This is a genomic window from Pseudomonas sp. M20, from assembly GCF_045037865.1.
In the GTDB taxonomy this organism is placed as follows: domain Bacteria; phylum Pseudomonadota; class Gammaproteobacteria; order Pseudomonadales; family Pseudomonadaceae; genus Aquipseudomonas.
The window spans coordinates 2857427-2884410 of sequence record NZ_CP173611.1 but is presented as its reverse complement, the minus strand read 5'-3'; the positions used below and the strand labels follow the sequence as shown (position 1 = coordinate 2884410).

At 58.4% G+C, this 26984-nt stretch carries 22 protein-coding genes; 10 read left to right on the top strand and 12 right to left on the bottom strand.

The window, feature by feature from the left end:
* Positions 1 to 14 precede the first annotated feature (14 nt).
* Both ACI514_RS12890 and ACI514_RS12885 read right to left on the bottom strand, forming a co-directional pair.
* Entirely contained in the window at positions 15 to 671 is a 657-nt protein-coding gene (locus tag ACI514_RS12890; protein WP_405123983.1) for a DsbA family oxidoreductase, read from the bottom strand.
* The gene (locus ACI514_RS12885) at positions 668 to 883 is read right to left on the bottom strand and encodes a 4-oxalocrotonate tautomerase family protein (RefSeq protein WP_016987787.1); all 216 of its coding nucleotides are present in this window, start codon (positions 881 to 883) and stop codon (positions 668 to 670) included. The genes ACI514_RS12890 and ACI514_RS12885 overlap by 4 nt, the downstream gene beginning before the upstream one ends.
* A gap of 433 nt (positions 884 to 1316) precedes the next feature.
* On the opposite strand from ACI514_RS12885, the gene ACI514_RS12880 reads away from it, so the two are divergent.
* The 5 genes from ACI514_RS12880 (at position 1317) to ACI514_RS12860 (ending at position 10250) form a co-directional block, all read left to right on the top strand.
* Complete coding sequence (locus ACI514_RS12880; protein ID WP_008084998.1) at positions 1317 to 1832, top strand: Hcp family type VI secretion system effector; 516 nt, start codon at positions 1317 to 1319, stop codon at positions 1830 to 1832.
* A 125-nt stretch (positions 1833 to 1957) separates the two neighbouring features.
* Positions 1958 to 4864 (top strand): type VI secretion system tip protein VgrG, encoded by a 2907-nt coding sequence (locus ACI514_RS12875; protein WP_405123982.1) that lies wholly within the window; start codon positions 1958 to 1960, stop codon positions 4862 to 4864.
* Positions 4861 to 9549, top strand: coding sequence for an RHS repeat-associated core domain-containing protein (locus ACI514_RS12870; RefSeq protein WP_405123981.1), 4689 nt, complete (start codon positions 4861 to 4863; stop codon positions 9547 to 9549). The genes ACI514_RS12875 and ACI514_RS12870 overlap by 4 nt, the downstream gene beginning before the upstream one ends.
* 3 nt (positions 9550 to 9552) lie before the next feature.
* Positions 9553 to 9894 (top strand): hypothetical protein, encoded by a 342-nt coding sequence (locus ACI514_RS12865; RefSeq protein WP_116029673.1) that lies wholly within the window; start codon positions 9553 to 9555, stop codon positions 9892 to 9894.
* A 92-nt stretch (positions 9895 to 9986) separates the two neighbouring features.
* Complete coding sequence (locus ACI514_RS12860) at positions 9987 to 10250, top strand: PAAR domain-containing protein (RefSeq protein WP_011333757.1); 264 nt, start codon at positions 9987 to 9989, stop codon at positions 10248 to 10250.
* A gap of 351 nt (positions 10251 to 10601) precedes the next feature.
* Here the strand turns inward: ACI514_RS12860 and ACI514_RS12855 are convergent, their stop codons facing one another.
* Together ACI514_RS12855 and ACI514_RS12850 are read right to left on the bottom strand one after the other, a co-directional pair.
* Positions 10602 to 11297, bottom strand: a complete 696-nt coding sequence (locus ACI514_RS12855) for a tRNA (adenine(22)-N(1))-methyltransferase TrmK (protein WP_342794635.1) — start codon at positions 11295 to 11297, stop codon at positions 10602 to 10604.
* A 123-nt stretch (positions 11298 to 11420) separates the two neighbouring features.
* The gene (locus ACI514_RS12850; protein ID WP_405123980.1) at positions 11421 to 12470 is read right to left on the bottom strand and encodes an NAD(P)-dependent alcohol dehydrogenase; all 1050 of its coding nucleotides are present in this window, start codon (positions 12468 to 12470) and stop codon (positions 11421 to 11423) included.
* A 188-nt stretch (positions 12471 to 12658) separates the two neighbouring features.
* Here ACI514_RS12850 and ACI514_RS12845 point away from each other — a divergent pair, with 188 nt between their 5' ends.
* Positions 12659 to 13585 (top strand): Gfo/Idh/MocA family protein, encoded by a 927-nt coding sequence (locus tag ACI514_RS12845; RefSeq protein ID WP_405123979.1) that lies wholly within the window; start codon positions 12659 to 12661, stop codon positions 13583 to 13585.
* A gap of 111 nt (positions 13586 to 13696) precedes the next feature.
* On the opposite strand, the gene ACI514_RS12840 is transcribed toward ACI514_RS12845, so the two are convergent.
* A complete protein-coding gene (locus tag ACI514_RS12840; RefSeq protein ID WP_405123978.1) occupies positions 13697 to 14623 on the bottom strand; it encodes an alpha/beta hydrolase in 927 nt (308 codons plus the stop codon).
* A 120-nt stretch (positions 14624 to 14743) separates the two neighbouring features.
* Here ACI514_RS12840 and ACI514_RS12835 point away from each other — a divergent pair, with 120 nt between their 5' ends.
* The gene (locus ACI514_RS12835; protein WP_077572477.1) at positions 14744 to 15682 is read left to right on the top strand and encodes a LysR family transcriptional regulator; all 939 of its coding nucleotides are present in this window, start codon (positions 14744 to 14746) and stop codon (positions 15680 to 15682) included.
* Positions 15683 to 15799: 117 nt separating this feature from the next.
* On the opposite strand, the gene ACI514_RS12830 is transcribed toward ACI514_RS12835, so the two are convergent.
* The 5 genes from ACI514_RS12830 to ACI514_RS12810 all read right to left on the bottom strand — a co-directional run bounded on the left by ACI514_RS12830 (position 15800) and on the right by ACI514_RS12810 (position 22296).
* Positions 15800 to 17065, bottom strand: coding sequence for an FAD-dependent oxidoreductase (locus tag ACI514_RS12830; RefSeq protein WP_405123977.1), 1266 nt, complete (start codon positions 17063 to 17065; stop codon positions 15800 to 15802).
* The gene (locus tag ACI514_RS12825; protein WP_405123976.1) at positions 17055 to 18647 is read right to left on the bottom strand and encodes an aldehyde dehydrogenase (NADP(+)); all 1593 of its coding nucleotides are present in this window, start codon (positions 18645 to 18647) and stop codon (positions 17055 to 17057) included. Before ACI514_RS12825 ends, ACI514_RS12830 begins: the two co-directional genes overlap by 11 nt.
* Positions 18648 to 18718: 71 nt before the next feature.
* Positions 18719 to 19666 (bottom strand): dihydrodipicolinate synthase family protein, encoded by a 948-nt coding sequence (locus ACI514_RS12820; protein ID WP_095118480.1) that lies wholly within the window; start codon positions 19664 to 19666, stop codon positions 18719 to 18721.
* A 55-nt stretch (positions 19667 to 19721) separates the two neighbouring features.
* Complete coding sequence (locus ACI514_RS12815) at positions 19722 to 20648, bottom strand: 4-hydroxyproline epimerase (protein WP_160057534.1); 927 nt, start codon at positions 20646 to 20648, stop codon at positions 19722 to 19724.
* 22 nt (positions 20649 to 20670) lie between these two features.
* Complete coding sequence (locus ACI514_RS12810; protein WP_160057535.1) at positions 20671 to 22296, bottom strand: APC family permease; 1626 nt, start codon at positions 22294 to 22296, stop codon at positions 20671 to 20673.
* A 231-nt stretch (positions 22297 to 22527) separates the two neighbouring features.
* Between ACI514_RS12810 and ACI514_RS12805 the strand changes: the two genes are divergently transcribed.
* Positions 22528 to 23298 carry a helix-turn-helix domain-containing protein gene (locus tag ACI514_RS12805; protein ID WP_405123975.1) on the top strand — a complete coding sequence of 257 codons (771 nt, stop codon included), beginning with the start codon at positions 22528 to 22530 and terminating at the stop codon, positions 23296 to 23298.
* A gap of 112 nt (positions 23299 to 23410) precedes the next feature.
* On the opposite strand, the gene ACI514_RS12800 is transcribed toward ACI514_RS12805, so the two are convergent.
* Positions 23411 to 24007, bottom strand: coding sequence for a LysE family translocator (locus tag ACI514_RS12800; RefSeq protein ID WP_160057537.1), 597 nt, complete (start codon positions 24005 to 24007; stop codon positions 23411 to 23413).
* 54 nt (positions 24008 to 24061) lie between these two features.
* Positions 24062 to 24898: an AraC family transcriptional regulator gene (locus tag ACI514_RS12795; protein ID WP_095118485.1), complete on the bottom strand. Its 837-nt coding sequence runs from the start codon at positions 24896 to 24898 to the stop codon at positions 24062 to 24064.
* A 138-nt stretch (positions 24899 to 25036) separates the two neighbouring features.
* On the opposite strand from ACI514_RS12795, the gene ACI514_RS12790 reads away from it, so the two are divergent.
* Together ACI514_RS12790 and ACI514_RS12785 are read left to right on the top strand one after the other, a co-directional pair.
* Entirely contained in the window at positions 25037 to 25312 is a 276-nt protein-coding gene (locus tag ACI514_RS12790; protein WP_095118486.1) for a hypothetical protein, read from the top strand.
* 67 nt (positions 25313 to 25379) lie between these two features.
* The gene (locus ACI514_RS12785; protein ID WP_405123974.1) at positions 25380 to 26303 is read left to right on the top strand and encodes a GNAT family N-acetyltransferase; all 924 of its coding nucleotides are present in this window, start codon (positions 25380 to 25382) and stop codon (positions 26301 to 26303) included.
* The last annotated feature ends 681 nt before the right edge of the window (positions 26304 to 26984 follow it).

Below are 26984 nucleotides of genomic sequence, written 5' to 3'. Positions count from 1 at the left end.
ACGGATTTCGAAGGTCAGGCGTGAGCCGCAACCTGTGCGGCCTGACGTAACGCTTGCTGGTAATAAGCAACGGACTGGGAACCGGGGATGACCTGTTTGTCATCGAGGACCATGGCCGGAACCGAATCGATGCCGCGTTGCTGGTAAAACCGTTCGAGTTCGCGCACTGGTTGGCTGAACTCAGCGTTGGCCAGCACCTCTTGTGCACGCTGGCTGTCGAGTCCGACTGCGCCTGCCAGTGTCACCAGCGTGGCGTGGTCATTCGGGTTCAGGCCGTCAGTGAAGTAGGCCTTGAGCAGCGCCTGCTTCAACTCACGCTGACGTCCTTGTGTGGCGGCCCAGAACAGCAGTCGATGGGCGTCGAAGGTGTTGTGGAAATGGCTGCGTTTTTCCAGGTCGAAGTGAAAACCGATCTGCTCGCCGCGCTCAATGATCATCGCGTTGCGATCCGCCACTTGCTCAGCGCTGCGCCCGTATTTGCGCATCATGTGCTCGATGGCGTGCTCACCTTCGGCGGGCATGTCGGGGTTCAGTTCGAACGGTTTGTAGGTCAGCTCCACGTCGACTTCGCCTGCCAGGTTGCGGATCGCTTGCTCCAGAGCGGTGGCGCCCAACGCACACCAGGGGCAAACGACATCCGAGACGAAATCGATTTTCACGGCCCGGCTCATGACTGCGAGTCCGCCAACTGTTGGCGATATTCGGTGGTGGTGATGCCGGCATAACCCCAGTTATCGGTGTCGACTTCTTCGATCACGATGTGGGTGAGTTTCGGATCCTTGTGCAGCACCCGCTGCATCGTTTCGGTGATTTCCTTGATGACCTGGGCTTTTTGCTCCCGGGTCACGCCGTCACGGGTGATGCGTACGCTGATGAAAGGCATGGGGATCGCTCCACTGGCCAGCCCGTCAGGATGATGGGCCGCTGTTGGAGTGAACTTTAAGAAGCCACGCAAGATTGATAAATAGGCTTTGAGGTACATCATTTGTAATGTGGTGTATCAAATGGCTGCGTGCGGTGAAGTGCGCAAGAAGTTGCGCAGTACCTGGCCTGTTTTCATCCGGGAAAGTCTGTGCAGGCCTTATGAACCGCGGCTTTCAGACAAGTGCGCAACTTCTTGCACACCACTGCGCAAAAAGTTGCGCACTTTTATTTGTTTAATCTCGTTTATTCAAAGGTCGGCGTACGGGCTGTTTGTTTAAGGCGTTGAAGAGTAATGGTTTTGTGATAGCTGGCATGGAGTTTGATAGCTCAAGCCTGCCCGGACAGGCAATGGTGCCTGTCGGTTGTGTGTTTTAAGCAAGGAGAGCATCCCCATGGCAACACCAGCGTACATGTCCGTTACTGGCGAAAAACAAGGTCTGATCACTGCCGGCGCATTCACCGCCGACTCCGTTGGCAACACCTTTCAGGAAGGTCATGAAGACCAGGTCATGGTGCAGGCTTTCACCCACGACGTGATCATCCCGCGTGACCCGCAATCCGGTCAGCCAACCGGTCAGCGCGTGCACAAGCCAGTGGTCATCACCAAGGTCTACGACAAGGCTTCGCCTCTGCTGCAAGCGGCTCTGACCTCCGGCGAGCGCATGAGCGAAATCGTTATCCAGTGGTACCGCACTTCGGCGCAAGGCACCCAAGAGCACTACTACACCACCAAACTGGAAGACGCGATCATCGTCGCCATCAACAACAAAATGCACAACTGCCAGGATCCAGGCAACGCGCACTTCACCCATCTGGAAGAAGTGCAGTTCACCTACCGTAAAATCACCTGGACCCACGAAGTCTCCGGTACTTCGGGTTCCGATGACTGGCGTGCTCCGGTCGTTTAATCGCGGCTGATAGTGATACCGACTCGACCAGTCTGACTGGTCGAGTTCACTGTTCGATCAAGGAATTCTTCGCCTCAGGCTCTTGCACCCTGAGGCGTGTTGCAGCACTGCGCGAGGAACAAGGGATGTTCTCACCGGCCAACCAGCCTCATTTCAATCTGACCGTCGATGGCATCGACAGCGATTTCCAGGTGCTGTCGTTTACCGGTCGTGAGGCCCTCAACACGCCATTCGAATTCGAGCTGGAACTGGTCAGCGAAAAGGCCTCGATCAACCTCGAAAGCGTGCTGCACAAACTGGCATTTCTTCAGCTGTCGCCAACCGGCACTGGCATTCACGGGCTGGTCTACAGCATCGCCCAGGGCGAGGCGGGCAAGCGCCTGACGCGCTACAAGATTTCCCTGCGCCCGCAACTGGCGTACCTCGCGCACCGGGTCAACCAGCGCATTTTCCAGCAGATGACCGTGCAGCAGATCATCAGCCAAGTGCTGGAAGAACACGGCATCCTCGCCAGCGATTACCACTTCCAACTCAGCGCGATTTACCCCGAGCGCATCTACTGCGTGCAGTACGACGAGTCCGACCTGGATTTCATCCAGCGCCTGTGTGAAGAAGAGGGCATTCACTACCACTTCCAGCACACGTCCAGCGGCCACAAACTGACTTTCGGCGATGACCAGACGGTGTTCCCGAAGCTCGCGCCAGTGGCCTATCAGCAGGACTCCGGACTGGTCGCCGACAAACCGGTGGTCAAGCGTTTCGGCCTGCGTTTGGCCACGCGTACCAGCCGCACCACGCGCCGCGATTACGACTTCGTCAAACCGAAGATCGAGCTGGAAAGCGACGCCAAGAGTTCGGCTCAGCCAGACCTCGAAGACTACGATTACCCGGGCCGTTTCGTTGATCGCGAGCGCGGCAAACACCTGGCCAATCGCGCGCTGGAACGCCATCGCAGCGACTATCGACTGGCCGAGGGCAATAGCGATCAGCCGATCCTCGTCAGCGGACATTTCCTCGCCCTGACCGAGCACGCCAACTCGACCTGGAACGACCTCTGGCTGCTCACCGAAATCTTCCACGAAGGCAAGCAACCGCAAGTGCTGGAAGAGTCGGTGACCAGCGACACCACCGATCTCAAGGACGATTTCCACCAAGGCTATCGCAACCGCTTCAGCGCGATTCCGTGGGACGTGCCGTACCGTCCGCCGCTCGATCACCCGAAACCGAAAGTCCTCGGCACGCAAAGCGCGGTGGTCTGCGGCCCTGAAGGCGAAGAGATCTACTGCGACCAATACGGCCGGGTGAAGGTGCAGTTCTTCTGGGACCGCGAAGGCAAGCACGACGACATGACCAGTTGCTGGATGCGTGTGGCGTCGAGCTGGGCGGCCGAAACCTTTGGCTCGATCAATATTCCACGGGTCGGCATGGAGGTGTTGATCACCTTCCTCGAGGGCGATCCCGATCAGCCGCTGATCACCGGTTGCCTGTACCACGGCGCCAATCTGCCGCCGTACAAACTGCCGGATTTCAAGACCCTGGCCACGGTCAAGAGCAAGGAATACAAGGGCAGCCGCGCCAACGAACTGCGCATCGACGATACCACCAGCGAGATCAGCATCGCGTTGCGCAGCGACCACGGCGCGAGTGCGATCAACCTCGGCTATCTGACCCATCCGCGCCCGAGCGGTGGTCAGCCGCGCGGTGAAGGTTTTGAGCTAAGAACCGACCGCCACGGTGCGGTGCGTGCGGCGGCCGGTCTGCTCATCACCACTGAGCCGCGTCCGAACGAATCCAAGCACCACAAGGATCTGCCGGAAACCGCTGAACGCCTCGCCACCGCCAGCGATCAGCAAGATGGATTCGCCGTTCAAGCCAAAGAGCTGCAAGCCCAGGAAGCCGGCGATCAGGACGACGTCGCCAAAGCGTTGCACGCCCAGCATCAAGGCGTACTCGGCAGCGGTCCGGCGAACCTCACCGCCAACGAATTCCCCGAATTCACCGAACCGCATCTGGTCCTCGCCAGCCCGGCCGGCATCGCCCTGACCACGCCACGCTCCAGCCACATTGCCACCGGCGAACACCTGGCGCTGAGCAGCACCGGCCACACCAGCCTGTCGATCGGCAAACGCCTGCTCGCCAGTGCCAGCCGTGGCATGCGCCTGTTCGTGCAGAGCATGGGCTGGCGTCTGGTAGCCGCGTCCGGCGACATCGACGTACGAGCGCTGAAGGACAGCATCAACCTGCTGGCCAAACTCAACATCACCGCCAATGCCGACCGCATCACCATCACCGCCAAGACCGAACTGGTGATCCAGGGCGGCGGCAGCGCCACCACCTACAACGCCGGCGGCATCACCCACGCCACCAGCGGCCCGTACACCGCGCACGCGGCGAACTTCGCCTACACCGGCGCGAAAAGTCTCGCCGGCGTGTTCCCGGAACCGCCGAAGCCGGGCAAAGGCAATCTGGAATTGTTCAACCAATACGCCGGGCGCCAAGGCATCAAGGACGGCGATTACGAAGTCATCGATGCGCTGGGCAAAAGCATCAAGGGCAAGCTCGACGGCAAGGGTTTCGCCAGCGTCGCCGGCGCTGCACCGGGGCCGGCGCGTGTGCTGTTCGGCAAGGATCCGGCGGATACCTGGAGCGATGGCAGTTACATCGGCAAACCGGAGTGGCCGTTGAATCCACCGGGGGCCGAAGAAGTACCGAGTCAGGTGCAGGCGATGGTCGCGCAGGTGTTGCCGAGCAAGAGTTGGGAGATGTTGGAGAAGGGCAAGGACATGGCGCAAACAGGGATGAGTGTGATGCAGACGGCGCAAGGCGCGATGCAAACAGCGCAGCAAGTGAAAGGTGTGGTGCAGGGCGGGGTGGCCGGGTTGCCGAAGCTGGCGAGTGCGGCGTTGCCGAGTGCTTCGGGTCTTCTTGGAGCGGCGAGCAAGGCGGGCAAATTGCCGAGTCTGCCAGCGCCGACGATTTCGAAATCTGTTGTTAAAACTCCAAGCCTCCTGACCGGAGAAGTACTGTCATGACTGAAGCAGCCGGTGCGCAAAAACGTGAACCACAGGTCGCCGTTGTACCGTTGAACACTCTGGATGTGCAGGATGTCGGGCGCGGTGCGGCTCGATTTGATGCCTGGCTGCGATCTATCAGTGGCGATGTGGTTACGCTGGATCGTATCAAGGGTGTAGCTGGAGCCCTGCCTGTTGTCGGCAACATCATGGCGCTGGTTGATGCGCTTGGCGATATCGTGACCCTCACCAAAAGCAAGCAGCGCGAACTGCTCGACTGGGTGAGCCTGGGCATCAACCTGATTGGTGTCTTGCCCGCGCCTCCCACGATGGCTGCAGCGCGCATGAGCTTGCGTCCGACCCTGTTTCTTGTTCGTCAGGAACTGCGCAACAGCGTCAAAATGCTGTTGGGCGATTCAATGATTGAAGTATTGGTCGGTCATTTGAATGCAACCATCGTCGGCACGATTGATGACTTCGTCAAACAAGCCCAAGGAAAGCTTTCCGGGATACTCGCTGACGCTGGAAAACTGGGCGAAAGCGCGGTCAGCGAAATTGCCAAAGGGCTTGAGGCCGTCGTCAACGGCAAGCTTGACGCGAAAGGCGATGCACGCGCGGCCAGTCAGAAAATCACCACGGCGGGCAATCAACTGCTCAGTGATCCTAAAGCGGCCATCGGGAACATTTTTGGTGCCGCCTTCAGTGCTTACAAAGCAGTAGGTAAGGGTGTCGCCAACAGTGCAGCCAGGAATCTGCTTCCGGATCAAGCCAAGAAGCTGGTGTTGACGCATACCGGAACCTTGCGAGCTATGGGGCCTGAGATAAAAACCCAACTGAGCAAGTTGGGGGATCCAGGTACACGTCATTCGATCGGCTGGTTATTGCAAATGCTCAGCGGTGCTGTTTTGACGTGGCGCAAGCGCCGTGGGCATGGTCAGAGCGCGAGCGTCAAACCCAATGCGACTAGCAAGGCACAACGCAAGGCCGGGGAAGGTCGATTAGAGGCCTCCAGTCATCAAGCACCGGCCAAAGGTGCAGCCAATCCAAACAAGAACGTCGCTTGTACGGGGACCTGCCACAGTATTAGTTTTTCGCTGGGCTCAGAGCTACTTCGTCATATCGACTTCAGTCTGCCCGGTGCCTTTCCAATCGAGTGGTCGAGAACCTATAACTCTCGACTGGATGCCTATGACCAAGGCTCATTGGGTGCACGCTGGGTAACCGAACTGAGCACACGCTTCGATTGCCGAGAAGAGGGTCTGGTCTTTTTTGGCTCCGATGGCAGAAGCCACGACTACCCACTCCCCAAGGTCGGACTTTTTCACTATGACCCTATAGAGAACGTCACGCTGATCCGCAGCAGAGAAGATCAGTTGCTGTTATGCCACGGCTTTGAGCGCAAGGAAACCTACGTCCGTCATGGTCGGCGCTATCTGTTGGCTGGCGTTGTACTTCGTAACGGTGCCGGGATCATGCTTCATTACGAGCATCGTCACGGTGACGAATCGATCCTGTCGGACTTGATGACTTATCAGGACGAAGTCACTCAAGTGCTTTCGCATCTGGGCACGTTAATTGATGATCACGGACGTCTCACCGGTTTGTGGGAGATCAAGGATGGCGTGCCTCAGCGTCAACTGTGCAGTTATCAATACGACACCTTCGGCAATCTGATTCTGGCCCAGGATGAAAATGGAGCCGCTTGGTCGTATCAGTACGAGCATCACTTGATCACTCGCTATACCGATCGAACCGCCCGGGGCATGAACATCGAATGGCAGGGGCGTGGCGCCGACGCAAAGGCTATTCGGGAATGGGCGGACGATGGCAGCTTCGATACGCGTCTTGAGTGGGATGACAATATTCGTTTGACCTATGTGACGGACGCGTATGGCAACGAGACCTGGCATTACTACGACATCCTTGGCTATACCTATCGCATCCGTCATCCGGATGAGCGCTCTGAATGGTACTTTCGTGACGACGCCAAAAATCTGGTTCGTCATGTTCATACAGATGGAAGTACCGATCGCTTCAGCTACGACGCCCGCGGGAACATGGTTGAACACATCCGCCCGGATGACAGCGTCGAGTACTACGCGTTTGACGACCATGATCAACTGATCAAAATCAGTGACGCAGAAGGTGGTCAGTGGCAAAGAGGGTATGACGACCGCGGCAACCTTGTTGAGGCGATAGATCCTTTAGGCAACAAGACGGAGTACGCCTATAACAAGGCCGGACTGCCAATTGCCATCAAAGATGCCAACGGCAATGAAAAAGCGATCGAATACAACGAGGCCGGCCAACTGACCAAGTACGTTGACTGTTCTGGCAAGGCCAGCGCATGGGCGTACGATGCGCGTGGCCAGATGATCTGCTTCACTGACGCCGCCGGACAAAGCACTGAATACGAATACAGAAATGGTCAGCTGGTGCTGATCAAACATCCTGACAAAACGGAAGAGCGTTTTGAGCGGGACGCAGAGGGGCGACTGCTGGCGCACGTTGATGCATTGGGGCAATGCACGACTTGGAGTTATACCGCGGCCGGGTTCGTCAGTGAGCGTGTAGATGCCGCCGAGCAGAGCCTGCGTTACAGCTGGGACCGTTTGGGTCGTCTGGTTGCCTTGGAGAACGAGAACGAACAACGCGCCCACTTTCACTACGATCCGCTTGGCCGCTTGTTGGAGGAGAGGGGGTTCGACGGACGCACGACTCGCTATCAATACAATCCTGAAACCGGGCGCCTGGATAGCAAGTTCAATGGCCAGCGTGTCATCAAGTTCAACTTCGACTCCATGGGGCGCCTGACTGATCGTCATGCAAATCTGGGCGGTGAGTCTCAAAGTGAAGCGTATGCCTATGACGGAAATGGTCGTCTGGTCATGGCTAGCAACGGCAACAGTCGCCTGAACTGGTTTCATGATCCTGCCGGCAATCTTATTCGTGAACACCAGCACTATCTGGATCTCGACAAGCCTCTTGTCGCTGTCTGGAAACATGAATACGACGTTCTCAATCTACGCATAGCGACGGTTCGCCCAGACGGGCACAAGGTGAGCTGGTTGACCTACGGAAGTGGCCACCTTCTGGGGTTACGACTGGACGATCATGATCTGATTGCATACGAGCGCGACGATCTGCACCGTGAAGTGGCACGCCATCAAGGTAATCGGCTACTACAAACCCAGAAGTGGGACCCGGCTGGGCGGCTTCAGGAGCAACTGCTGGGGCACTCTGACGACAAATCGACTCTACTCAAGCGCGAGTATAAGTACGATGCAGTGGGCCAGTTGACCGAGATTAACGACACTCGACGGGGCCCATTGGCGTACCGCTACGACCCGGTTGGCCGTCTCATCAGTGCCGTCAGCCGACTGGGCACCGAAACATTTGCATTCGATCCGGCCAGTAATCTGTTGGATGACGCGGTTACGCAGGTTCGAAGACCGCTTGATCAGGACACGCCGCGCAGCAAGTTGCTCGATAACCTCCTGCGTGAATACGCCGGTACTCACTATGAGTACGACGAGCGTGGCAATCTTATCCAGCGATGGCACAACGGAAGTTACAGCCGTATGCGCTGGGATCTGTTTGATCGAATGGTGAATTTCGACGATGCACGTTTGAGTGTCGATTTCGCTTATGACGCGTTGGGCCGGCGCCTGTACAAAAACTCCAATGCTCACTACAAGGAGCGTCCAGAGGCAGGGTCTCAGTGGAATCACAACGAACATGCTCGTAAACAAAGAGAGTTAGGCTGCGGTTTTACGTTATTTGGCTGGGACGGAGATAACCTGGCGTGGGAAAGCAGTCCTGCTCAAGCAGATGACGGAACGGGGAGAACGGTTCATTACGTTTTTGAGCCAGGCACTTACATTCCGGTAGCCCAGGCTGTTTCCAACGGCTCGATACAACTGTCAGGACTGCCCGATTATGTTGGCGACTACACGCTCGACGACGATCCCTTGTGGAATCACCAACCGACTGTACAAAGTTTCGATGCGATTGCCTGGTACCAGTGCGATCGTATGGGGACACCATTAGAACTCACTGATGAGAACGGTGAGATTGCCTGGAGTGCTCACTACAAGGCATGGGGAGAGGTTCGTGAGCAACGTTCCGCTCGAGCACAGCAGTTGGGGTTGGCCAACCCGATACGTTTCCAGGGGCAGTACCACGATGTCGAGACCGGCCTGCATTACAACCGCCATCGCTACTATGACCCTGGTGTCGGTCGATTCATAAGCAAGGACCCGGTAGGTTATGCAGGTGGTTTGAACACCTACGCTTACGCGCCTAACCCCACAGGCTGGATTGACCCTCTAGGCTTGACGAATACCCCAGACGGTACGGGGAAAACCGTTCCGATGAACAATCTGGGTATTCCCGACAAGAGTCAATTTGCTCCAAAACCTGGCATTACAAAGCCTTACGCTCGAAGTTCGGCGTGTGGGCCTACTACGGCGCAAACCGCCTCGGTACAGGGCCTACCTTGTGTGGTGTGTGGAACCGTGGCGCCTAAAATGGTTGCTGATCACAAAGATGCCTTGGTGGTGGAGTATTATCGAACGGGCACTAACGATGTGACGCATCAGTCCTCGTTGTTGGCTGTGCAGTCACACTGCCCCGTCTGCTCAAAAAAACAGGGTGGGCATGCATCATCGTATTCAAAATGTATGAAAACCAAGCTGGGAATCTGATTTATGCAAAAGGCTGACGCTGTTTATCCGGACCAGGCGCAAACAGAAATCTGTAGCAAGTATGGAATGCCTGTGCAACCGCCCGAAGAGATGGTCGCGATCGCTATTGACTCGCTTGGCAAGTCGCCGATTTATGGCACAAGAGTTCAATTGCCGGAAGACGGCAATATCAGCTGGTTTATTCACTGTGGTGAGTTCTCTGACGCGGATGACTTCTACAAGCCTGTCCATGTTCACCACCTGAGTGAAATGTTGCCTCAGGTTGTGAATTATCTTTGTCTGCCCACTGGCGCAAAATTCATCATCGATACAGCCGGCTATGAAGATGTCTGGATGGCTGAGTAAGGAGTATTGAAGCCGGTTCACCACCGGTTTCGCGTTTGATTGATCCCGTGGATCAATTGGAATATCAGCGGCTTGGTCAAAGGAGTGACAACATGAAAGACGCCATTCGCTTGGGCGACTCCACCACTCACGGTGGCAAGGTCCTCGAAGCCTTCTCCCGGACTGACCTCAATGGCAAGCCGATTGCCGGTGTCGGTCACAAGGTCAGTTGCCCGTTGTGCAAAGGGATATTCCCGATTGCCGAGGGCAGCAGCACCTACACCGTCGATGGCACGCCCATCGCGCTCGATGGCATGAAAACCGCCTGTGGCGCTGCGCTGATTGCCAGTGGCCCGAAGGGTGCGGTCGTCAGCTGAGTGCTGTAATGCCGCTGACGGAGAGCCAGCGGCGTGGCGTTTGACCTTAGTGAAGAAATGTAATTTGAATGCAGTGGGCGGTAGCGGCTGCGGAGGAAGGCAATGACGTCAGGGTTTTCAAGCGAACTCAGAACTCTCTCCGCCAGAGATTTACAACGTTATCCCTCAACTGTAATTCAAGGGAGGGCAGCATCACGTCACCGTCACACTTGGACTCCCGTTCAAGTGTGACGGTGACAAAAGCAAAGCCCAGGGACGAAAGGGCGAAGTGTTGACGTGAGGTCAATACCAGAATCTGGAAGCGAGCCTGCCCGCGGAATTGGCGCATGCGCACCTGCCGGCCACGGCTTCTCAAGCCAGCAACTGCGCGATCCATTCAGCCTGTCGCGTGATCTCTCGTACCTTCGCCTCGGGCAAAGCCTGCTGCGCCCGGGCGAACTGACCGAGGGTCTTTTGCTTTTCGTTCAGTATGCGTTGCCACTTGGCCAGAAACTCTGGCCTGCGTGCCTGCATCTGTAGCGGGCCGAAGTACAGTTCCTGGTCGGAATAGCTCACCGGTTCGGCGCGTTCGGCGACGATGATTTCGTAGTCGAAGCGGTTTTCCCGCAGCACTTCTTCACTGAGGATGCGGTAGCCGTTTTCCATCAGCCACTGGCGCAAGGGTTGTTCACCGCCGTTGGGTTGCAGGATCAGACGTTCCTGGCCGTTGAGGTGAGCCTTGCCGCTGTCGAGGATGTCGCGGATGGTTTCACCGCCCATGCCGCAGACGCTGACGGCGGTGATGCCGTCGTCAAGTTTGATTGCTGCCAGACCATCGGCCCTGCGCACACAGATGTGCTGCTGCAAATCGTTTTCGCGCACAGTGCGTTCAGCCGCGTGGAACGGCGTCGCCGCAACCTCGCCAGCCACGGCCGCGCTGATCAAACCACGACGCATCAGCGCCACCGGCAGATAGCCGTGATCCGAGCCGATATCCGCCAGTCGCGCACCGGCAGGTACGTGGGCAGCCACCCGCTCGAGGCGCATGGACAATGTCTGTTCGTTCAACGGCAACCCCTTGATGGCAGGCAAAGGGGTGCGACTCTGGCGAGCAACGTCGGGCCTGTCAAATCCCGGCGACGGAATTCAATGGCCCATTGGCCGCGCTTAATGGCCAATGGGCGCTGAGGTTTAGCCGGCCAACGTTGCGTTGTCGATCACAAAACGATACTTCACGTCACCCTTGAGCATGCGCTCGTAGGCGTCGTTGATCTGGTCGGCGCGGATCAGTTCGATGTCGGAGACGATGCCGTGCTCAGCGCAGAAGTCGAGCATTTCCTGGGTTTCGGCAATGCCACCGATCATCGAACCGGCAATCGTGCGGCGCTTCATGATCAGGTTGAACACGTTCGGCGACGGGTGCGAGGTGGCCGGTGCGCCGACCAGCGTCAACGCACCATCGCGCTTGAGCAGCACCAGGAATGCATCGAGATCGTGCGGCGCGGCGACGGTGTTGAGGATCAAGTCGAAACTCTTGGCGTGCGCGGCCATTTCTTCGGCATTGCGCGATACCACCACCTCATCGGCGCCCAGCGCTTTGGCCGCTTCGCGTTTCGATTCTGACGTAGTGAATGCAACCACGTGAGCGCCCAGAGCATGGGCCAGTTTGATGCCCATGTGACCGAGGCCACCGATGCCGACCACGCCGACTTTCTTGCCGGGGCCGGCGTTCCAGTGGCGCAGCGGCGAGTAGGTGGTAATACCGGCACACAGCAGCGGTGCGACGGCGGCCAGTTGCGCTTCGGGATGACGGATGCGCAGCACGTAGCGTTCATGCACGACGATGTTTTGCGAATAGCCACCCAGCGTCCAGCCCGGTGCGTCCGGGGTCGGGAAGTTGTAGGTGCCGATCATGCCGTCGCAGTAATTTTCCAGGCCGCTTTCGCAGTCATCGCAATGTTTGCAGCTGTCGACGATGCAACCGACGCCGACCAGATCACCGACCTTGTAGTCCGACACATGTGCGCCGACGGCCGACACGCGACCGACGATTTCGTGTCCCGGTACGCAAGGAAATTGTGTCCCGGCCCATTCGGCGCGTACCTGGTGCAGGTCGGAATGGCAGATGCCACAGAACGCGATGTCGATCTGCACATCATGGGCGGCCGGCGCGCGGCGGTTGATCTGCATCGGCTCAAGGGGTTTGTCGCCCGCGTGGGCGCCGTAGGCTTGTACAAGCATGGGAACATCCTCGATCGGTTTGTCGTAAGGCATTGTTTCTTTTTCAGCGCTGCGGGCACTAGTGCATTCCTGTGCGATCCTTGCCTGATCCTGTGCGTTGTTGTGACATTGCGCGGACAGACGCTCGTGGCGTTTGCAGGTAATCTCCCGGTTCACTGACGACAACAAAATCAAAACAGGAGTCATTGATGCAACCAATCCGTCTCGGTCTGGTGGGCTACGGCAAGATTGCCCAGGATCAACACGTCCCGGCGATCCTCGCCAATCCCGCTTTCCAGTTGGTCTCCGTCGCCACCCAAGGCAAGCCTTGTGCTGGCGTGGAAAACTTCCAATCGTTGAGTGAGTTGCTGGAAAACGGCCCGTCGGTGGACGCCATTGCCTTCTGCACCCCGCCGCAAGGGCGCTTCGCACTCGTACAGCAAGCCTTGGCCGCCGGCAAACACGTGCTGGTTGAGAAGCCACCGTGCGCCACGTTGGGCGAGGCGCTGGCCTTGGTTGATCAGGCAGCGGAGCAGGGTGTCAGCGCGTTGTTTGCCTGGCATTCACGCTACGCGCCCGGTATCGAAGCCGCGCGCGACTGGCTCGCCTCGCGCACTTTGCAAAGCGTGCAGATCGACTGGAAAGAAGACGTGCGCAAATGGCACCCCGGTCAGACCTGGATCTGGCAACCCGGCGGCCTCGGCGTGTTCGATCCGGGCATCAATGCCTTGTCGATCGTCACCCATCTGCTGGCGCTGCCGCTGTTTGTCGAATCCGCCGAACTGCGCGTGCCGAGCAACTGCCAATCGCCAATCGCTGCGTCGATCAAAATGGCTGATGCGCATCAACTCGATGTGCGTGCGGAGTTCGACTTCGACCATGGCCATGATGAGCTGTGGAGTATCGAAGTTCGTTGCGCCGAGGGTGTTCTGCGTCTGGATAACGGCGGCGCGTTGTTGAGCATCGATGGCGTGCGTCAGGCCGTGTCGGAGGAGGGTGAGTACGCGGCAGTGTATCGGCATTTTCAGCAGTTGATTGGCGACAAGGCCAGTGACCTGGATGTGCAGCCGTTACGGTTGGTGGCGGACAGTTTCTTTGTCGGCAGTCGGGTGTCGGTTGAAGCGTTTTACGATTAGTGCGACGGGCAACGTAACCGGTCAATCGCTCTTTACTTTTTTTGCCTTGCCGACGCTCTATTGAAGGCAGAACGGCGGGAACTGAAAAGCTCCCGCCGTCTGAATTTCTATTCAGCGATTGGCTTCGACCAGACCCGCCTCAATGAAACGTACTGAGCTCTCCATTGCCTGTTGACCTTCTGGCAGCATGGCAGAGTAGAAGTGCCAGGCGTGGAACATGGCAGGCCATACCTCGAGATTGACTCGGACACGGTTGTCCGCCAGATGGCTGGCAAGCCGTATCGCGTCACTCAGCATCAGCTCGTTCTCGCCAATCTGAATCAGAATGGGTGGGAGTCTAGTGACGTCCGCGAAAACCGGCGATGCCAGAGGATGGTTGGCCAGTGTCTCGCCAAGGAATGTTCTGGCAAGAATATCCAGAACAGGCTTGGAATTCAGCGGATCCAGGCCCTCACGGTTGCTCATAGAGGCGCCGGTGTGTTCGAGATTTGCCCAAGGCGAGATCGAAGAACCCACCGCAGGTAACGCAAGCCCTTTGGATTTGGCCGCCACCATCACGCTTACTACCATTGCGCCGCCAGCCGACTCGCCGGAAAACGCGATTTTTTCAGCCGGGATTTTCTGCTCAAGCAACCATTCGTAGGCGCGCAGTGTGTCGTCGATGGATGCGGGGAATTTGTGCTCCGGGGCCAGGCGGTAGTCAGGCATGTATACACGAGCACCCAGCATTTTCGCGTAGTTGCCACCAATGCCGTGGTAGCCATCTGGACGGCCGACAATATACGCCCCGCCATGGATGTACATCACAACTGCGTCGGTCTTGACTTCATCGGGTGTCACCAGGGTCCCTGGAACACCGCCCATGTCGACTGCTTCGAACCTGACGCCGGTGGGCGCTGGATTTTGCGCGAGCATTCCTGCGTAGGCGTCGCGGATATCGCTCATTTTCGTGGTGGTATCAATGCCTTTGAGGACAGGTATCAAATCGCTCAGGCTGTTGGCCCAGGTTTGAACGGCTGCTTTTACTTTCGTATTCATAGTGATCTCGATTGAAGGAGGGCGTTGGATTAGCTAATTGAGATACTATTCTCTTGATTGGGGAATAGGGTTCCCCATAGCGAGTGCCGGGGCGCCCGAACGTTGATCGAGTGAGGAAGTATGGAAATTCATAACCTGAACGACATCGCGGCTTTTGTGAGTTCTGTAAATGCCGGAAGCTTTACCGCAGCTGCCAAGCAATTAGGTCTCACTCGTTCGGCAGTGGGTAAATCGATTGTCAGGCTGGAAGCTCGATTGCAAGTGCGGTTACTCAACCGCACAACCCGCAGTCTGAGCCTGACGGACGACGGTCAGGTTCTCTACGAGCGCTGCGTTGGCATCCTTCAAGATCTTGACGATGTCGAAGATGCACTGGCGTTTCGTCGCTCGACACCCAGTGGGCGATTGCGTATGAGTCTGCCGGTCGCACTGGGTAGGCTTCACGTTCTCCCGCATATCGAATGCTGTCTGAAGGACTGGCCTTCGCTAAGTGTCGACGTTACGTTTTCCGACCGACTGGTAGACCTCATTGATGAGGGGTTTGATCTGGCCATGCGAATTGGCCCGCCGAAAGAGGATTCTCGATTGCTGACACGCACCGTGGCGTACCAGCAGATGATCACCTGTGCTTCACCCCACTATCTGGCTGAGCATCCACGGCCGCAAACGCCCGAAGAACTGTCCACGCACGAATGTCTGCATTTCGTCAGCGGGGGACGATTACTTCCATGGAATTTTCGAGTAGACGGCCAAGCGGTTGCCTTTACTCAAGGTGGGCGGCTACAGATGGACAGCGCGGAAGCGCTGCATGAGTGCGCGATGGCGGGCTTGGGTATTGCGACACTGCCGTCGTACGTAGTGAGCCACCAACTACGCAGCGGCAAGCTTGTTCAACTGCTCGAAGAATACGCTGAGGCCGCAGAACCCATCCGGATCATCTATCCCAGCAAACGACATCTTTCGCCCAAGATCCGCCTGTTCATCGATAAGCTTTTAGACGCGTGGTCTCCTTGTCCGCCGTGGGAACAATGTCTGGTTGATGATATTGGCGCTGTATGAAAAGGGGAGCTGATGCTCCCGGCGGAACGGCTAGTTGCAATGTTGTCAGGAGCGCTGATAGAAGCGTTACAACCGATCACTTGAGGGCAGACGCTCAATCGCATCGGCACCCGCCGTTCAGAAACGATCGAGTCTGAAGCGTTCATCTGCCGTCAGATCAGTCACCTGATGCGTCGTTGCTGGCCGAGCCATCCGCACCACCATCTCCGCTGTCACCGCCGCCTGTGTCAGCCCCAGATGCTGATGCCCAAAAGCAAGCAACACCTTACCTCCACAGACCCGATCAATCACCGGCAACGAATCCGGCAACGACGGTCGAAAACCCATCCACGGCGTCGCCGCTTCAGCGCTCAGATCCCTGCGAAACAAGCCCTGACTCAATCGATGCAACTGCCACGCGCGTTCCATGCTCGGCGGTTTTTCCAGACCGGCGAATTCGACGGTGCCGGCCAGACGCAAGCCTTCGGACATCGGCGTCATGATGAACTTGCGTTCCAGCGAGGTCACGGGGAAGGGCAGTCGGTCGTGTTCCTGAGGCAGCATCAGGTGGTATCCGCGCTCGGTGTCCAGCGGTACTGTTTTGCCGGTGAGGGCGGCGGTGAGTTTCGCCGAATGTGCGCCACAGGCGATCAGCACGCGGCGTGCAGTCAGACCGCCATTGCCGGTGGTCAGCGTCACCCCGTGCTCTTGCACATAGCCACCCTGAACCTGCTGCTGTACGAAGCTCACGCCGCTGGCCTTGGCCGCTTCGACCAATTCACACACCACGCGATACGGGTCGATGAAGTGCCCGGTGCGCGGAAAGAACAAGCCGCCCTGAATCTGTTCGCTGAGTTGCGGCGCGGTGTCGCGTATGGCGCCGGCCTGCCAGAGGTCGACCGGCACTTGCTGCTGATGCATCCGGGCCTGTAATGCCTGGATGGTCTGACGCGATTCGGGGCGCTCGAATACCAGTAACGATCCATCGATCTTCAGCAGGTCCGGCCGCTGGATGTCGGCGAGCAAGCGCTGCCAAGCCTTTAGACTGCTTTCATTCAGGGCGCGCAAGCCTGCTACGGTATTCTGAAAAGGCGCCGGGCGCAGATTCAGCAACAGCCGGGTAAACCACGGCAAGGCGCGCGGCAGGTATTTCCAGTCCAGCCGCAATGGCCCCATCGGATCCAGCAGCATGGCTGGCAGGCGCTTGAGGATGGACGCGTCGGCAATTGGAAACACCTGCTCGGTCGCCAGATGCCCGGCGTTGCCGAACGAGGCGCCGTGGCCGGGTGGCTGCTGATCGATCACCGCCACGCGTAATCCCTGGCGCGCCAGACGCAGTGCGCAGGCGACGCCGATGATGCCGGCGCCGACCACAGCAATGTCGTGGGAGACGTTATTGGTCATGGTACTGCGCTTCCCTTTGCCCATCGAGCAGACGTCGCAATTGCAGCGGGTTGTCATGTTTCAACGCTTCAGGCAGCAAGTTCTCCGGGAAGTCCTGATAGCAGACCGGACGCAGAAAACGCAGAATTGCCGCTGTACCCACGGATGTAGTGCGCGAGTCTGAGGTGGCCGGGAACGGCCCGCCGTGAACCATTGCGTCACACACCTCGACGCCGGTGGGCCAGCCGTTGACCAGCAACCGACCGGCCTTGCGTTCCAGTGTCGGCAGCAGGTCGCGTGCCTGTTCCAGGTCTTGCTCATCCAGATGCAATGTCGCGGTCAACTGGCCCTCCAGATGTTCGGTGACCTGGCGGATTTCAGTTTCACTTTCGCATTGCACAATTAATGCAGCTGCACCGAAGGCTTCAGCTTGCAGGCGGTGATCGGCGAGAAAGTCGGCGGCTTCGGTCACGAATACACGGGCCTGACATTGATTCGGGCCGTTGCCGCTTAGACCAACACCCGCGATGTTCGCACTGGCATTCTCGGCCAGCGCATTCACGGCAGATTCGTAAGCACTGAAGATGCCCGGTGTGAGCATCGTTTGCGCCGGACTGCGTTGAATAATTTCGGTGGTGGCGCCAATGAATCTGTCCAGCGCCGGTTCTTTCAAGGCAATCACCAAGCCCGGATTAGTGCAGAACTGGCCCGCGCCCAGCGTCAGCGACGCCACAAACCCTTCAGCCAACGCCTGCGTGCGATTCTCCAGCGCCGCAGGAAACAGCAGCACCGGATTGATCGAACTCATTTCCGCGTATACCGGAATCGGCTCGGGCCGTGCTTGCGCCGCTTGAATCAATGCCAGACCGCCGCTGCGCGAGCCGGTGAAACCCACTGCTTTGATCCGTGGATCAGTGACCAGCGCAATGCCCACTTCGCGGCCGGAACCGTACAGCAACGAGAACACGCCTTCCGGCAAACCACAGGTTTTTACCGCCCGAGCGACTGCGCGGCCGACCAGTTCGCTGGTGCCGGGATGCGCACTGTGCGCTTTGACGATCACCGGGCAACCGGCGGCCAGCGCCGATGCGGTGTCACCGCCGGCCACGGAGAACGCCAGCGGGAAATTGCTCGCGCCGAACACCGCGACCGGCCCCAGTGCAATCTGCCGTTGACGCAGATCCGCGCGCGGCAGTGGTTGGCGCTGCGGTTGCGCGCTATCGACCCGCACATCCAGCCATTCACCGGCGCGAACCGTGCGGGCGAACATTCTTAATTGCTGGCAAGTACGCCCGCGTTCACCCAGTAAACGCGCACGCGGCAGACCGGTTTCGGTGTGGGCACGCTCGATCAGTTCATCGCCGAGGGCTTCGATTTCCTCGGCAATGCTTTCGAGAAATTCAGCGCGGACATTCAGCGCCGTCTCGCGATAAGCATCGAACGCTGCCCAAGCCAGAGCACAGGCCTGTTCGACATGCTCGGCCGATCCACCGGCATACGCTGGTTGCAGCGCTTCATCGGTGGCCGGATTGATCCCGCGAATGGCGGCGCGATTGCCCGCAACCGAGTGCTGTCCGATCAGCATGTGGCCCGTCAGAGTCATGGTGTCTTCCTGATGAAAAGGGAAATGCCTGCCGCGTAGCACTACGCATCGCGGCAGGTGAGGCTGAAGTGTCAGGCGAAGCTCTGTTCCGCCGACCAGTTCTCGTACCAGTGACGGAACAGCGAGTACTGCTTCTCGGCATAACGCCGCTGCGAATCGCTCAACGCATCGGTTTCGGTGAAGTGCAGGGTGTATTCCTTGTCGCCGTTGAGCACCATCAGGTGTTTGTAATACAGCACCAGGTCGCAGCCTTCATCGAACGACGACAACACGGCCAGCGCCGATTCCAGCTCCCGCGCCTGACGACGGGCCTTGGCATCACCCTTGGCCGCTTGCTTGCTCAGCGCGACCAGTTGCAGCACCTCGCGGGGCAGCGCGTTGCCGATACCGGTGATCGCGCCGGTGGCGTTGCAGTTGACGAAACCGTGCACCACTTGGGTGTCGACGCCGACCATCAGGGTCACGTCTTCATCTTTGGAGGTGATGTTTTCGGCGGCGTAACGCAGGTCGGCGCCACCGCCAAACTCCTTGAAGCCGATCAGGTTCGGGTGCTCGCGGCGCAGTTCGAAGAACAGGTCGGCGCGGGTGGCGAAGCCGTAGTAGGGGCTGTTGTAGATCACTGCCGGCAGGTTCGGCGCGGCTTGCAGAATCGCGGCGAAGTGGGCTTTTTGCGCGGCCGGCGAAGCACCACGGGACAGTACGCGCGGAATCACCATCAAACCCTGCGCGCCGACTTTCGCCGCGTGCGCTGCATGGGAAACCGCTTCACGGGAATTCACCGCGCCGGTTCCGACAATCGTTGGAATCCCGGCAGAGACCAGGCGCGCCACGCCTTCCTGCCGTTCAGCCTCGGTCAACAGCGGCCAGTCGCCCATCGAACCGCAATAAACCACGGCGCTCATGCCGACATCGATCAGCTCGCGACCCTTGGCCACCAACGCGTCGAAGTCCGGTTTGCGTTGGGCGGTGCACGGGGTCATCAGGGCCGGCATGCAACCGGTGAAGATGTTGTCGCTCATTGCTTTAACTCCTTGGCACATCGTTCAAATTGAGGTGAAAAGTCAGCGCGGCGGCTCAGATGCCCCACGCGAACGGGTCTGCTTCGTCGATCAGCAACGTGCTGTCGGCGGTCATGTAGGCACGGCCGGTGATGAACGGGCGGATGCGTTCGCCATGCCATTCAAAGCGGCCTTCGAACTGGCTGCCGGTGATGCTCGCCTGCACCCAGGTTGCGCCGGGTTGCAGTTTTTCGTCGGCCGCAAGGCAGGCGAGTTTGGCGCTGGTGCCGGTGCCGCAAGGGGAGCGGTCGTAGGCTTTGCCAGGGCACATGACGAAGTTGCGGCTGTCGGCCCGATCGTCATCGGCGAACAGTTCGATGTGATCGATGACGGCACCGTCTTCGCCGAAAATGCCCTGATCTTCGAGGGCCTTGAGCATGGCCCAGGTGTACGCCGTGAGGTGTTCGACGTTGTCCATGGTCAGCGTCTGGCCGTGCTCGGAGACGAGGAAAAACCAGTTGCCGCCGTAAGCGACATCGCCGAATACACGGCCGTAACCCGGCACATCCACCGATACCTGTTTGCGGTGACGATAAGCGGGGACGTTGCCCAAGGTGACGGTTCCGTCGTCATGCAACGTGGCACTGACCGGGCCGACCGGGGTGTCGATCTTGTGGATGCCTGGCTCGATTTTCCCCAGGTACTGCAACGAGTTGATCAGGCCGATGGTGCCGTGGCCGCACATACCCAGATAACCGGCATTGTTGAAGAAAATCACCCCGCACGTGGCGTCCGGCGAGACCGGCGCGCAATACAACGCGCCGACCAGCACATCGTTGCCGCGCGGTTCCAGCAGGCAGGCGCGGCGCCATTGATCATGCTGAGTGCGCAGCGCATCGCGTTTTTCCACCATGCTGTTGCCGGGCAGATTCGGGAAGCCTGTCATCACCAGACGCGTGGGTTCACCGCCGGTGTGGGAATCAATGACGTGTAGTTCTTTCATGATTAGATCCCGTTGGTTGATTTCAGTAGGCGCCGGCAGGGCGTGCAGAAACGGTCGAGGCAGGGGCGTTGACTTCGCTTTCCTCATCGTCCTCTTCCAGACGCAGCAGATGCGCCGGCACACCGGTTGCGGCACCCCAGTAATAAATGCCGGTGGCGCAAGCAGCGACGACGATGGTGTCGAACGGATGAGCGAGGATGCCGAGGCCACCAAAGGTGCCGAGTTTCGACAGAACGATGGTCACCGCATAGAAGGCGATCAACCATGCCGAGGAACGCACTTGGCTGGCCAGATTCAGGTGAGCGGTCGGCACAAAACGACCGCAGAGCAGATAGACGACGAACATCAGGATTTGCAGGCCGAGCAGCCACGACACAGTGTTCCAGCCCGACCAGTAGACAATCAGCGCGGCGATGATGAACGACACCGGCCCGAGCAGACCCATGCACTTGACCCGGAACGGTCGTGGCATGTCTGGCGCATTACGGCGCAGCGCGGCCACGGTCACCGGCGCCACGGCGTAACTCAACACCAGCGCAGCGGAAACCACGTTGATCAGCGCTTCCCACGACGGAAATGGCAGGGTCCAGAACACCGACAGAGCAAAGGTCAGCCACAGCGCCGGACGCGGAATCCCGGACTTCTCATCGATATGAGTGAAGACTTTGAAAAAGGTCCCGGTCTGCGCCCAGCCATAGATCACGCGTGGGGTGGCGTTCATGTAGATGTTGCCGCAGCCGCTCGGCGAGATCACCGCGTCGGCGACCACCAGATACGCCAGCCAGCCCACACCCAGTGCCAGGGCGATGTCGCGGTACGGCAGGGAAAATTCCTTGCTGATCCCGGCCCAGCCATTGGCGAGCATTTCCGTCGGGATGCTGCCGAGAAAGGCCATTTGCAGCAGCACATAAATCAACGTCGACAGCAGCACCGAGAGGATCAGTGCGATGGGAATGGTGCGCTGTGGATTCTTCACTTCACTGGCCACGGAGATGATCGGCGTCAGCCCCAGGTAAGCGAAAATCACGCCACCCGCCGACACCGCCATTTCGATACCGGACAAGCCGAACGGGGCGAAACCTTGTACTTGGAAATTCGCCGGTTTGAAGAAGGTGAACAGCACGCCGATCACCAACAGCGGCACGATGAACTTGAACACGCTGACCAGATTATTGGCCTTGGCGAAGGTTTTCACGCTGCGGTAGTTGAGCAGGAAAAACACGCACAGAAGGCCGAACTGCACCAGCCAGCCGAGAATCGTCGGATCGCCGCTGCCAGCCTTGGTCAGCTCGGGAAACCACGCTGCTGCGTATTGGCGTGAGGCAACCACTTCGATCGCCACCAGACTGGAAAACGCAATCAGGGTAATGAAGCCCATCAAGTAGCCGAGCAGAGGCCCGTGGGAATAAACCGGATAGCGCACCACACCGCCGGCTCGCGGCAATGCAGCGCCCAGCTCGCAATAGACGATGCCCAGCAACAACACGGCAAAACCACCCAGCAGCCAGGAAAAAATCCCCGCCGGCCCGGCGATGGCGGACACATGACTGGCCGCGAACAACCAGCCGGAGCCGAAAATCGCCCCGAGTCCGATAAATGTGAGGTCGATCAGTGAAAGCTGTTTTTTGAACTTGCCTTGGCCTGACATGGCATCGCCTTCTTGTGAGTTATTGGATAGGCAGTTGTGTCACTGGGACGCCCAGACTTTGAACGTGTCGACGCTGTGGCGATTGATGTTTTGCGGCGGCTTCGATGACGAAATCAGCACAGTCGCGCTGAATAAACGTGGTCCTCGACATGCTTTGAGCCATGCTGCAATCTGCACGCGAAGGCCGCATGGCGGGCGCTTCTTCCATCCACGTTACGAGGGGATTGTTTGATGCAGCAGGCGTTCTCGATCCTGTCTCAAGGCATTGATGGGCATCGTCCGCAGACACTTGAGGAACTGTTGGCCGGCGCGGCGCTGCTGCTGCCGATGCTCGATGTGATCCCTAACGCGGCGATTTTCATCAAGGATGTGCAGGCCCGTTACGTGCTCGCCAACCGCACGCTGGTGCAACGCTGTGGCTTGAAGGATCTGCGTCCGCTACTTGGCAAAACCAGCGCGCAGGTATTCCCGGCGCAATTCGGGCCGGGCTACACCGAGCAGGATCGCAAAGTGCTGGAGGAGGGCTTTGTGCTGGAGGATCAGCTTGAACTGCATCTGTACGGCAGCCGCGAACCAGGCTGGTGCCTGACGCACAAGCAGCCGCTGTACAACCGTGACGGAGTGATCATTGGCCTGGCGGGGATTTCCGTGGACCTGCAATCGGCCAGTGAAACGCACCCGGCATTCGAGCGGCTGGCGGCTGTCGATGAGCATATCCGCGCGAATTTCAATCGCCGCGTGACCCTCGGTGAGCTGACCCGCATCGCTGGCATTTCCGTGGCGCAGCTGGAGCGTTACTGCAAACGCGTGTTTCACCTGACGCCACGGCAGATGATCCAGAAAGTACGCCTCGAACACGCGCATCGATTGCTGCACACCGACCTGCCGATTACCGAAGTGGCGCTGCAATGCGGCTATACCGATCACAGCGCCTTCACCCGCCAGTTCAAGGCGTCGACCGGGTTTACGCCGCGTGAGTACCGGCAGGCCACCTCACCCTGATGAAATGGCACTGAGAAGCAATGTAGGAGCTGCCGAAGGCTGCGATCTTTTGATTTTGTTTTTTAAGATCAAGATCAAAAGATCGCAGCCTTCGGCAGCTCCTACGAGGGCGTTAAGCCAGGACAGTCAGCCATGCCGAGAGCAGCAGTAACAAGGCAAGCGTCGCGTTCATCCGCTTGAACGCTTTCGGCGACCCCATCAATCGCGCACTGCCCACACCCAGCAACGCCCACAACGTCATGCATGGCAACGACACCAGCAGAAACGCCAGCGACAACACCAGCAGCCGCAGGGTCTTGTCACCACCGCCGACAAACACGCTGACCACCGCCACAGCCATCATCCACACTTTGGGGTTGACCAGTTGCAGCATCGCCGCGCCGAGCACGCTGAAACCTTCTTCCTGCGTATCCGTCGGGTCCAGCGACGGCGGCGCACTGCGAAAGATCTGCCACGCCAGCCAGCTCAACCAGAGCACACCGCCCCAGGCCATCGCTTGCTGCACGCGCGGGTAGCGCAGCAAGGTTTCGCCGGCACCGAGGCCGACCACCAATACAATCAGTGCCGCCGCCGCGCAGGCACCAAAAATGATCGGCAATGTGGCGAGCAAGCCTTGGCGCGAACTGTGGCTCAGCACCAGAATATTGGTCGGCCCCGGCGTGATCGAGGCAACGAAAGCAAACAGCAGGAAGGGCAATAATGACGCCATGGGCGGATTCCTTGGAAGTAAACACAGGAAGCCATGATCGCCAGCCGTTGTGGATCAGTCTGGAAGGTTTGAGCAGCGCTTGCGGTAGTCGGCGGGGGTAAGCTGGTAGGCGCGGCGGAACCAGCGGCCCAGATGACTCTGGTCAGCAAAACCGAGCACGCTGGCGACCTGCGCCGGCGTTTCACCCCGGGCCAGCAACTGCCGCGCCTTGGCCAGCCGTAACTGGATCAGATACGCGTGGGGCGCCAGGCCAAAAGCAGACTTGAAGGCGCGGCTGAGACGAAAACGGTCTACCCCGCAGATCCGCGCGAGATCATCGAGACCGATATCTTCATAGGTGTGCGCGTGCAGATAATCCCGCGCCAGTTGCGCCACCAATGGCAGGCGCGGATCGAAAACCTGGCGCTTGCGCCAGTCGAGATGGCGCGTGAGCGAGCTCAGCAAACCATCGACGGCGGTCTGCCGGACGATGCGCAGATCGCCGTCATGCAGCGCATGGAAGGCTTGACTGATCGCTGTGGCCAGACGCGGATCCTGACTCAGCGTGTCGGCAAAACCGGGCTGGCTGTCGGCCGGGGCGTCTTCGAACAGCGCGTGCATTTCACGCTCCAGCCAGTGCGGATCGAGGTAGAGCATCGAATAGGTAAAACCTTCCTCGGTCGGCGCTTGCCCATCGTGGATTTCCCCCGGCTCCAGCAGGAACACGTTGCCCGGCGTACTGCGATGGCGCACGCGGCGGCAATTGAACTGCTGCACACCTTGCTCGGTGACGCCGACGAGGAAACTGTCATGCCAGTGCGGATCGTAGGCATGGCCCTCAAAGTGAGCGCGAATCGATTCAATCCCGGTGTCGACATCCTGGGACAGATCGATCCAGTTGCGTTTATCCACGAAGTCTCCAGTGTTCGGCGTTACAAAGGTGCGGCTCCATAAAATACCGCGCAATGGTGAAGGGCGTTTAGAAGATTTGTGCAGGTGAGGGGGCTAGACTCTGTAGGTCACGACCCCTTTGGCGGCAGGTGAAATACGATGCTCAACCGATGCTCGCTCTGGGGCATGCTTACCCTGATCGGCCTCAGCCTGACGTTTAACGCAGGCTGTTCCAGCCGAAAACACTATCCACCGTCGGGTGTTGGCGATGCCTGCTACGCCAAAGCCTTGCCGTCGGTCGGCGAGGGCGGTCTGGCCTGGGGCTCCAGTTTGAACATGGCTCGGCAGAAGTCGATGAACAACTGCATCCGCTATGCCGGTCGGTCTGGAGGCACGCCGGATACCTGTCAGGTGGTCTTGGCCAAATGCAAATAGCTTTCTGTTGACATGGTTGCTTCAGGCAAATATATAGTTGCCTTAAGCAACTACTTGAGTATCTGCCATGTCCAGCAGCCATCTCCTCGAACAAGCCGACGTTGTGCGCGGCTTCAACCGCTTCTACACCCATCAGATCGGCGTACTGCAGGAGCATCTGCTGCAAAGCGATTACTCGCTGACTGAGCTGCGCATTTTGTATGAACTGGCCTCGCGTGGTGACCTGACCAGCGCTGATCTGCGCCAGATGCTCGGCCTCGATGCCGGCTATATGAGCCGGATCATCAGCGGTTTCGAGAAGCGCGGCTTGATCCAGAAAGTCCCGTCGCCTACGGATGCCCGCGCTGCACAATTGCACCTCACTGACATCGGGCGCGAAATTCTGGTCCCGCTGGAAAAGGCTTCCCGCGAACAGATCGTCGCCATGCTCGAGCGATTGCCTGAACCGCAGCAAAAACAACTGATCGGCGCCATGACGCTGATCCAGACACTGCTGGAGGGCAGCAAGGATTCAACTTACCTGTTGCGCGATCCGCAGCCCGGCGACATGGGCACGGTGATGCAACAACAAGCGGCACTCTATACCCGCGAATACGGTTGGAACGCGGAGTTCGAGGTGTTGGTGGCGGAGGTGGTCGCCAAGTACCTGCGTGATTACGACCCGACGAGCGAGCGCTGCTGGATTGCGGAAAAGGACGGCAAGGTCATCGGCTCCGTGTTCATCGTCCGCCAGGACGCCACCACTGCCAAACTGCGCATGCTCTACGTCGACGCCAGCGCGCGGGGCTTGGGCATTGGCAGTCGTCTGGTCGAGGAGTGCCTGCGCTTTGCCCGGCAGATTGGCTACCAGAAAATGACCCTGTGGACGACCAGCAACCTGACGGCTGCACGCAAGATTTATCAGCAGGCCGGGTTTGAACTGGTGGAGGAAGAAGCGGTTCACAGCTTTGGCAAGGATCTGGTGAGTCAGACGTGGGCGCGGGCGTTGTGATCTGATTTTCATCGGTGGGTGCAGTGAAAAGGCAGACGAAAAAAAACCGCCTTTGCGGGGCGGTTCTTTTGTAAACCTTGGGTTGCGGCCGAGGTTTGTTGCTTCACTAGCTGCTTTAACGTTCGCTCATGGTAGGAGTCTTTGTGCCCCCTTGCAAGGTTAAAGTTCGTATGAAGCTGGTTGTTTGTGCTATTTCATTTCCAGAAAAAGCTGGCAGAAATAATGGTTAACAAAACAGAAAATTACTTTTCCTGAAAGCCTTTGAATGAAGATTATGATGCGGGCGCTCACTTGTTCGAGCAGCGGTGAGGCCAGGCTGGTGACTAAACGGTTTCATGCCCTTTGACACGGTTTTGCACCCGTTCCGGAATGATGTTTCGGAGGGATTTCAACCGGCCGCCTCACTAGCTGCTTTAACGTGCAGGCTGAAGACAAGCATGATCCGGTAAGTTTGCCGGAGGTTTGGCCCCCAGCCCCGGAGGCCAAAACGTATGAAGCTTTTGCTGCGTACGCTGAGCCTTGTATGGAGATTGTTTAAAGCATTTCGCTTTTACGAGTTCCTGCGAGACCACTTTGACGACCTGAAGTAGCGGCTGTTGAGGTGGGAGAAGCCCGTTCCAGTTTCGACTGAAACGGGCTTTTTATGTTTTATAAAGCTGTCATAAGTAGGATTTTTCTTTA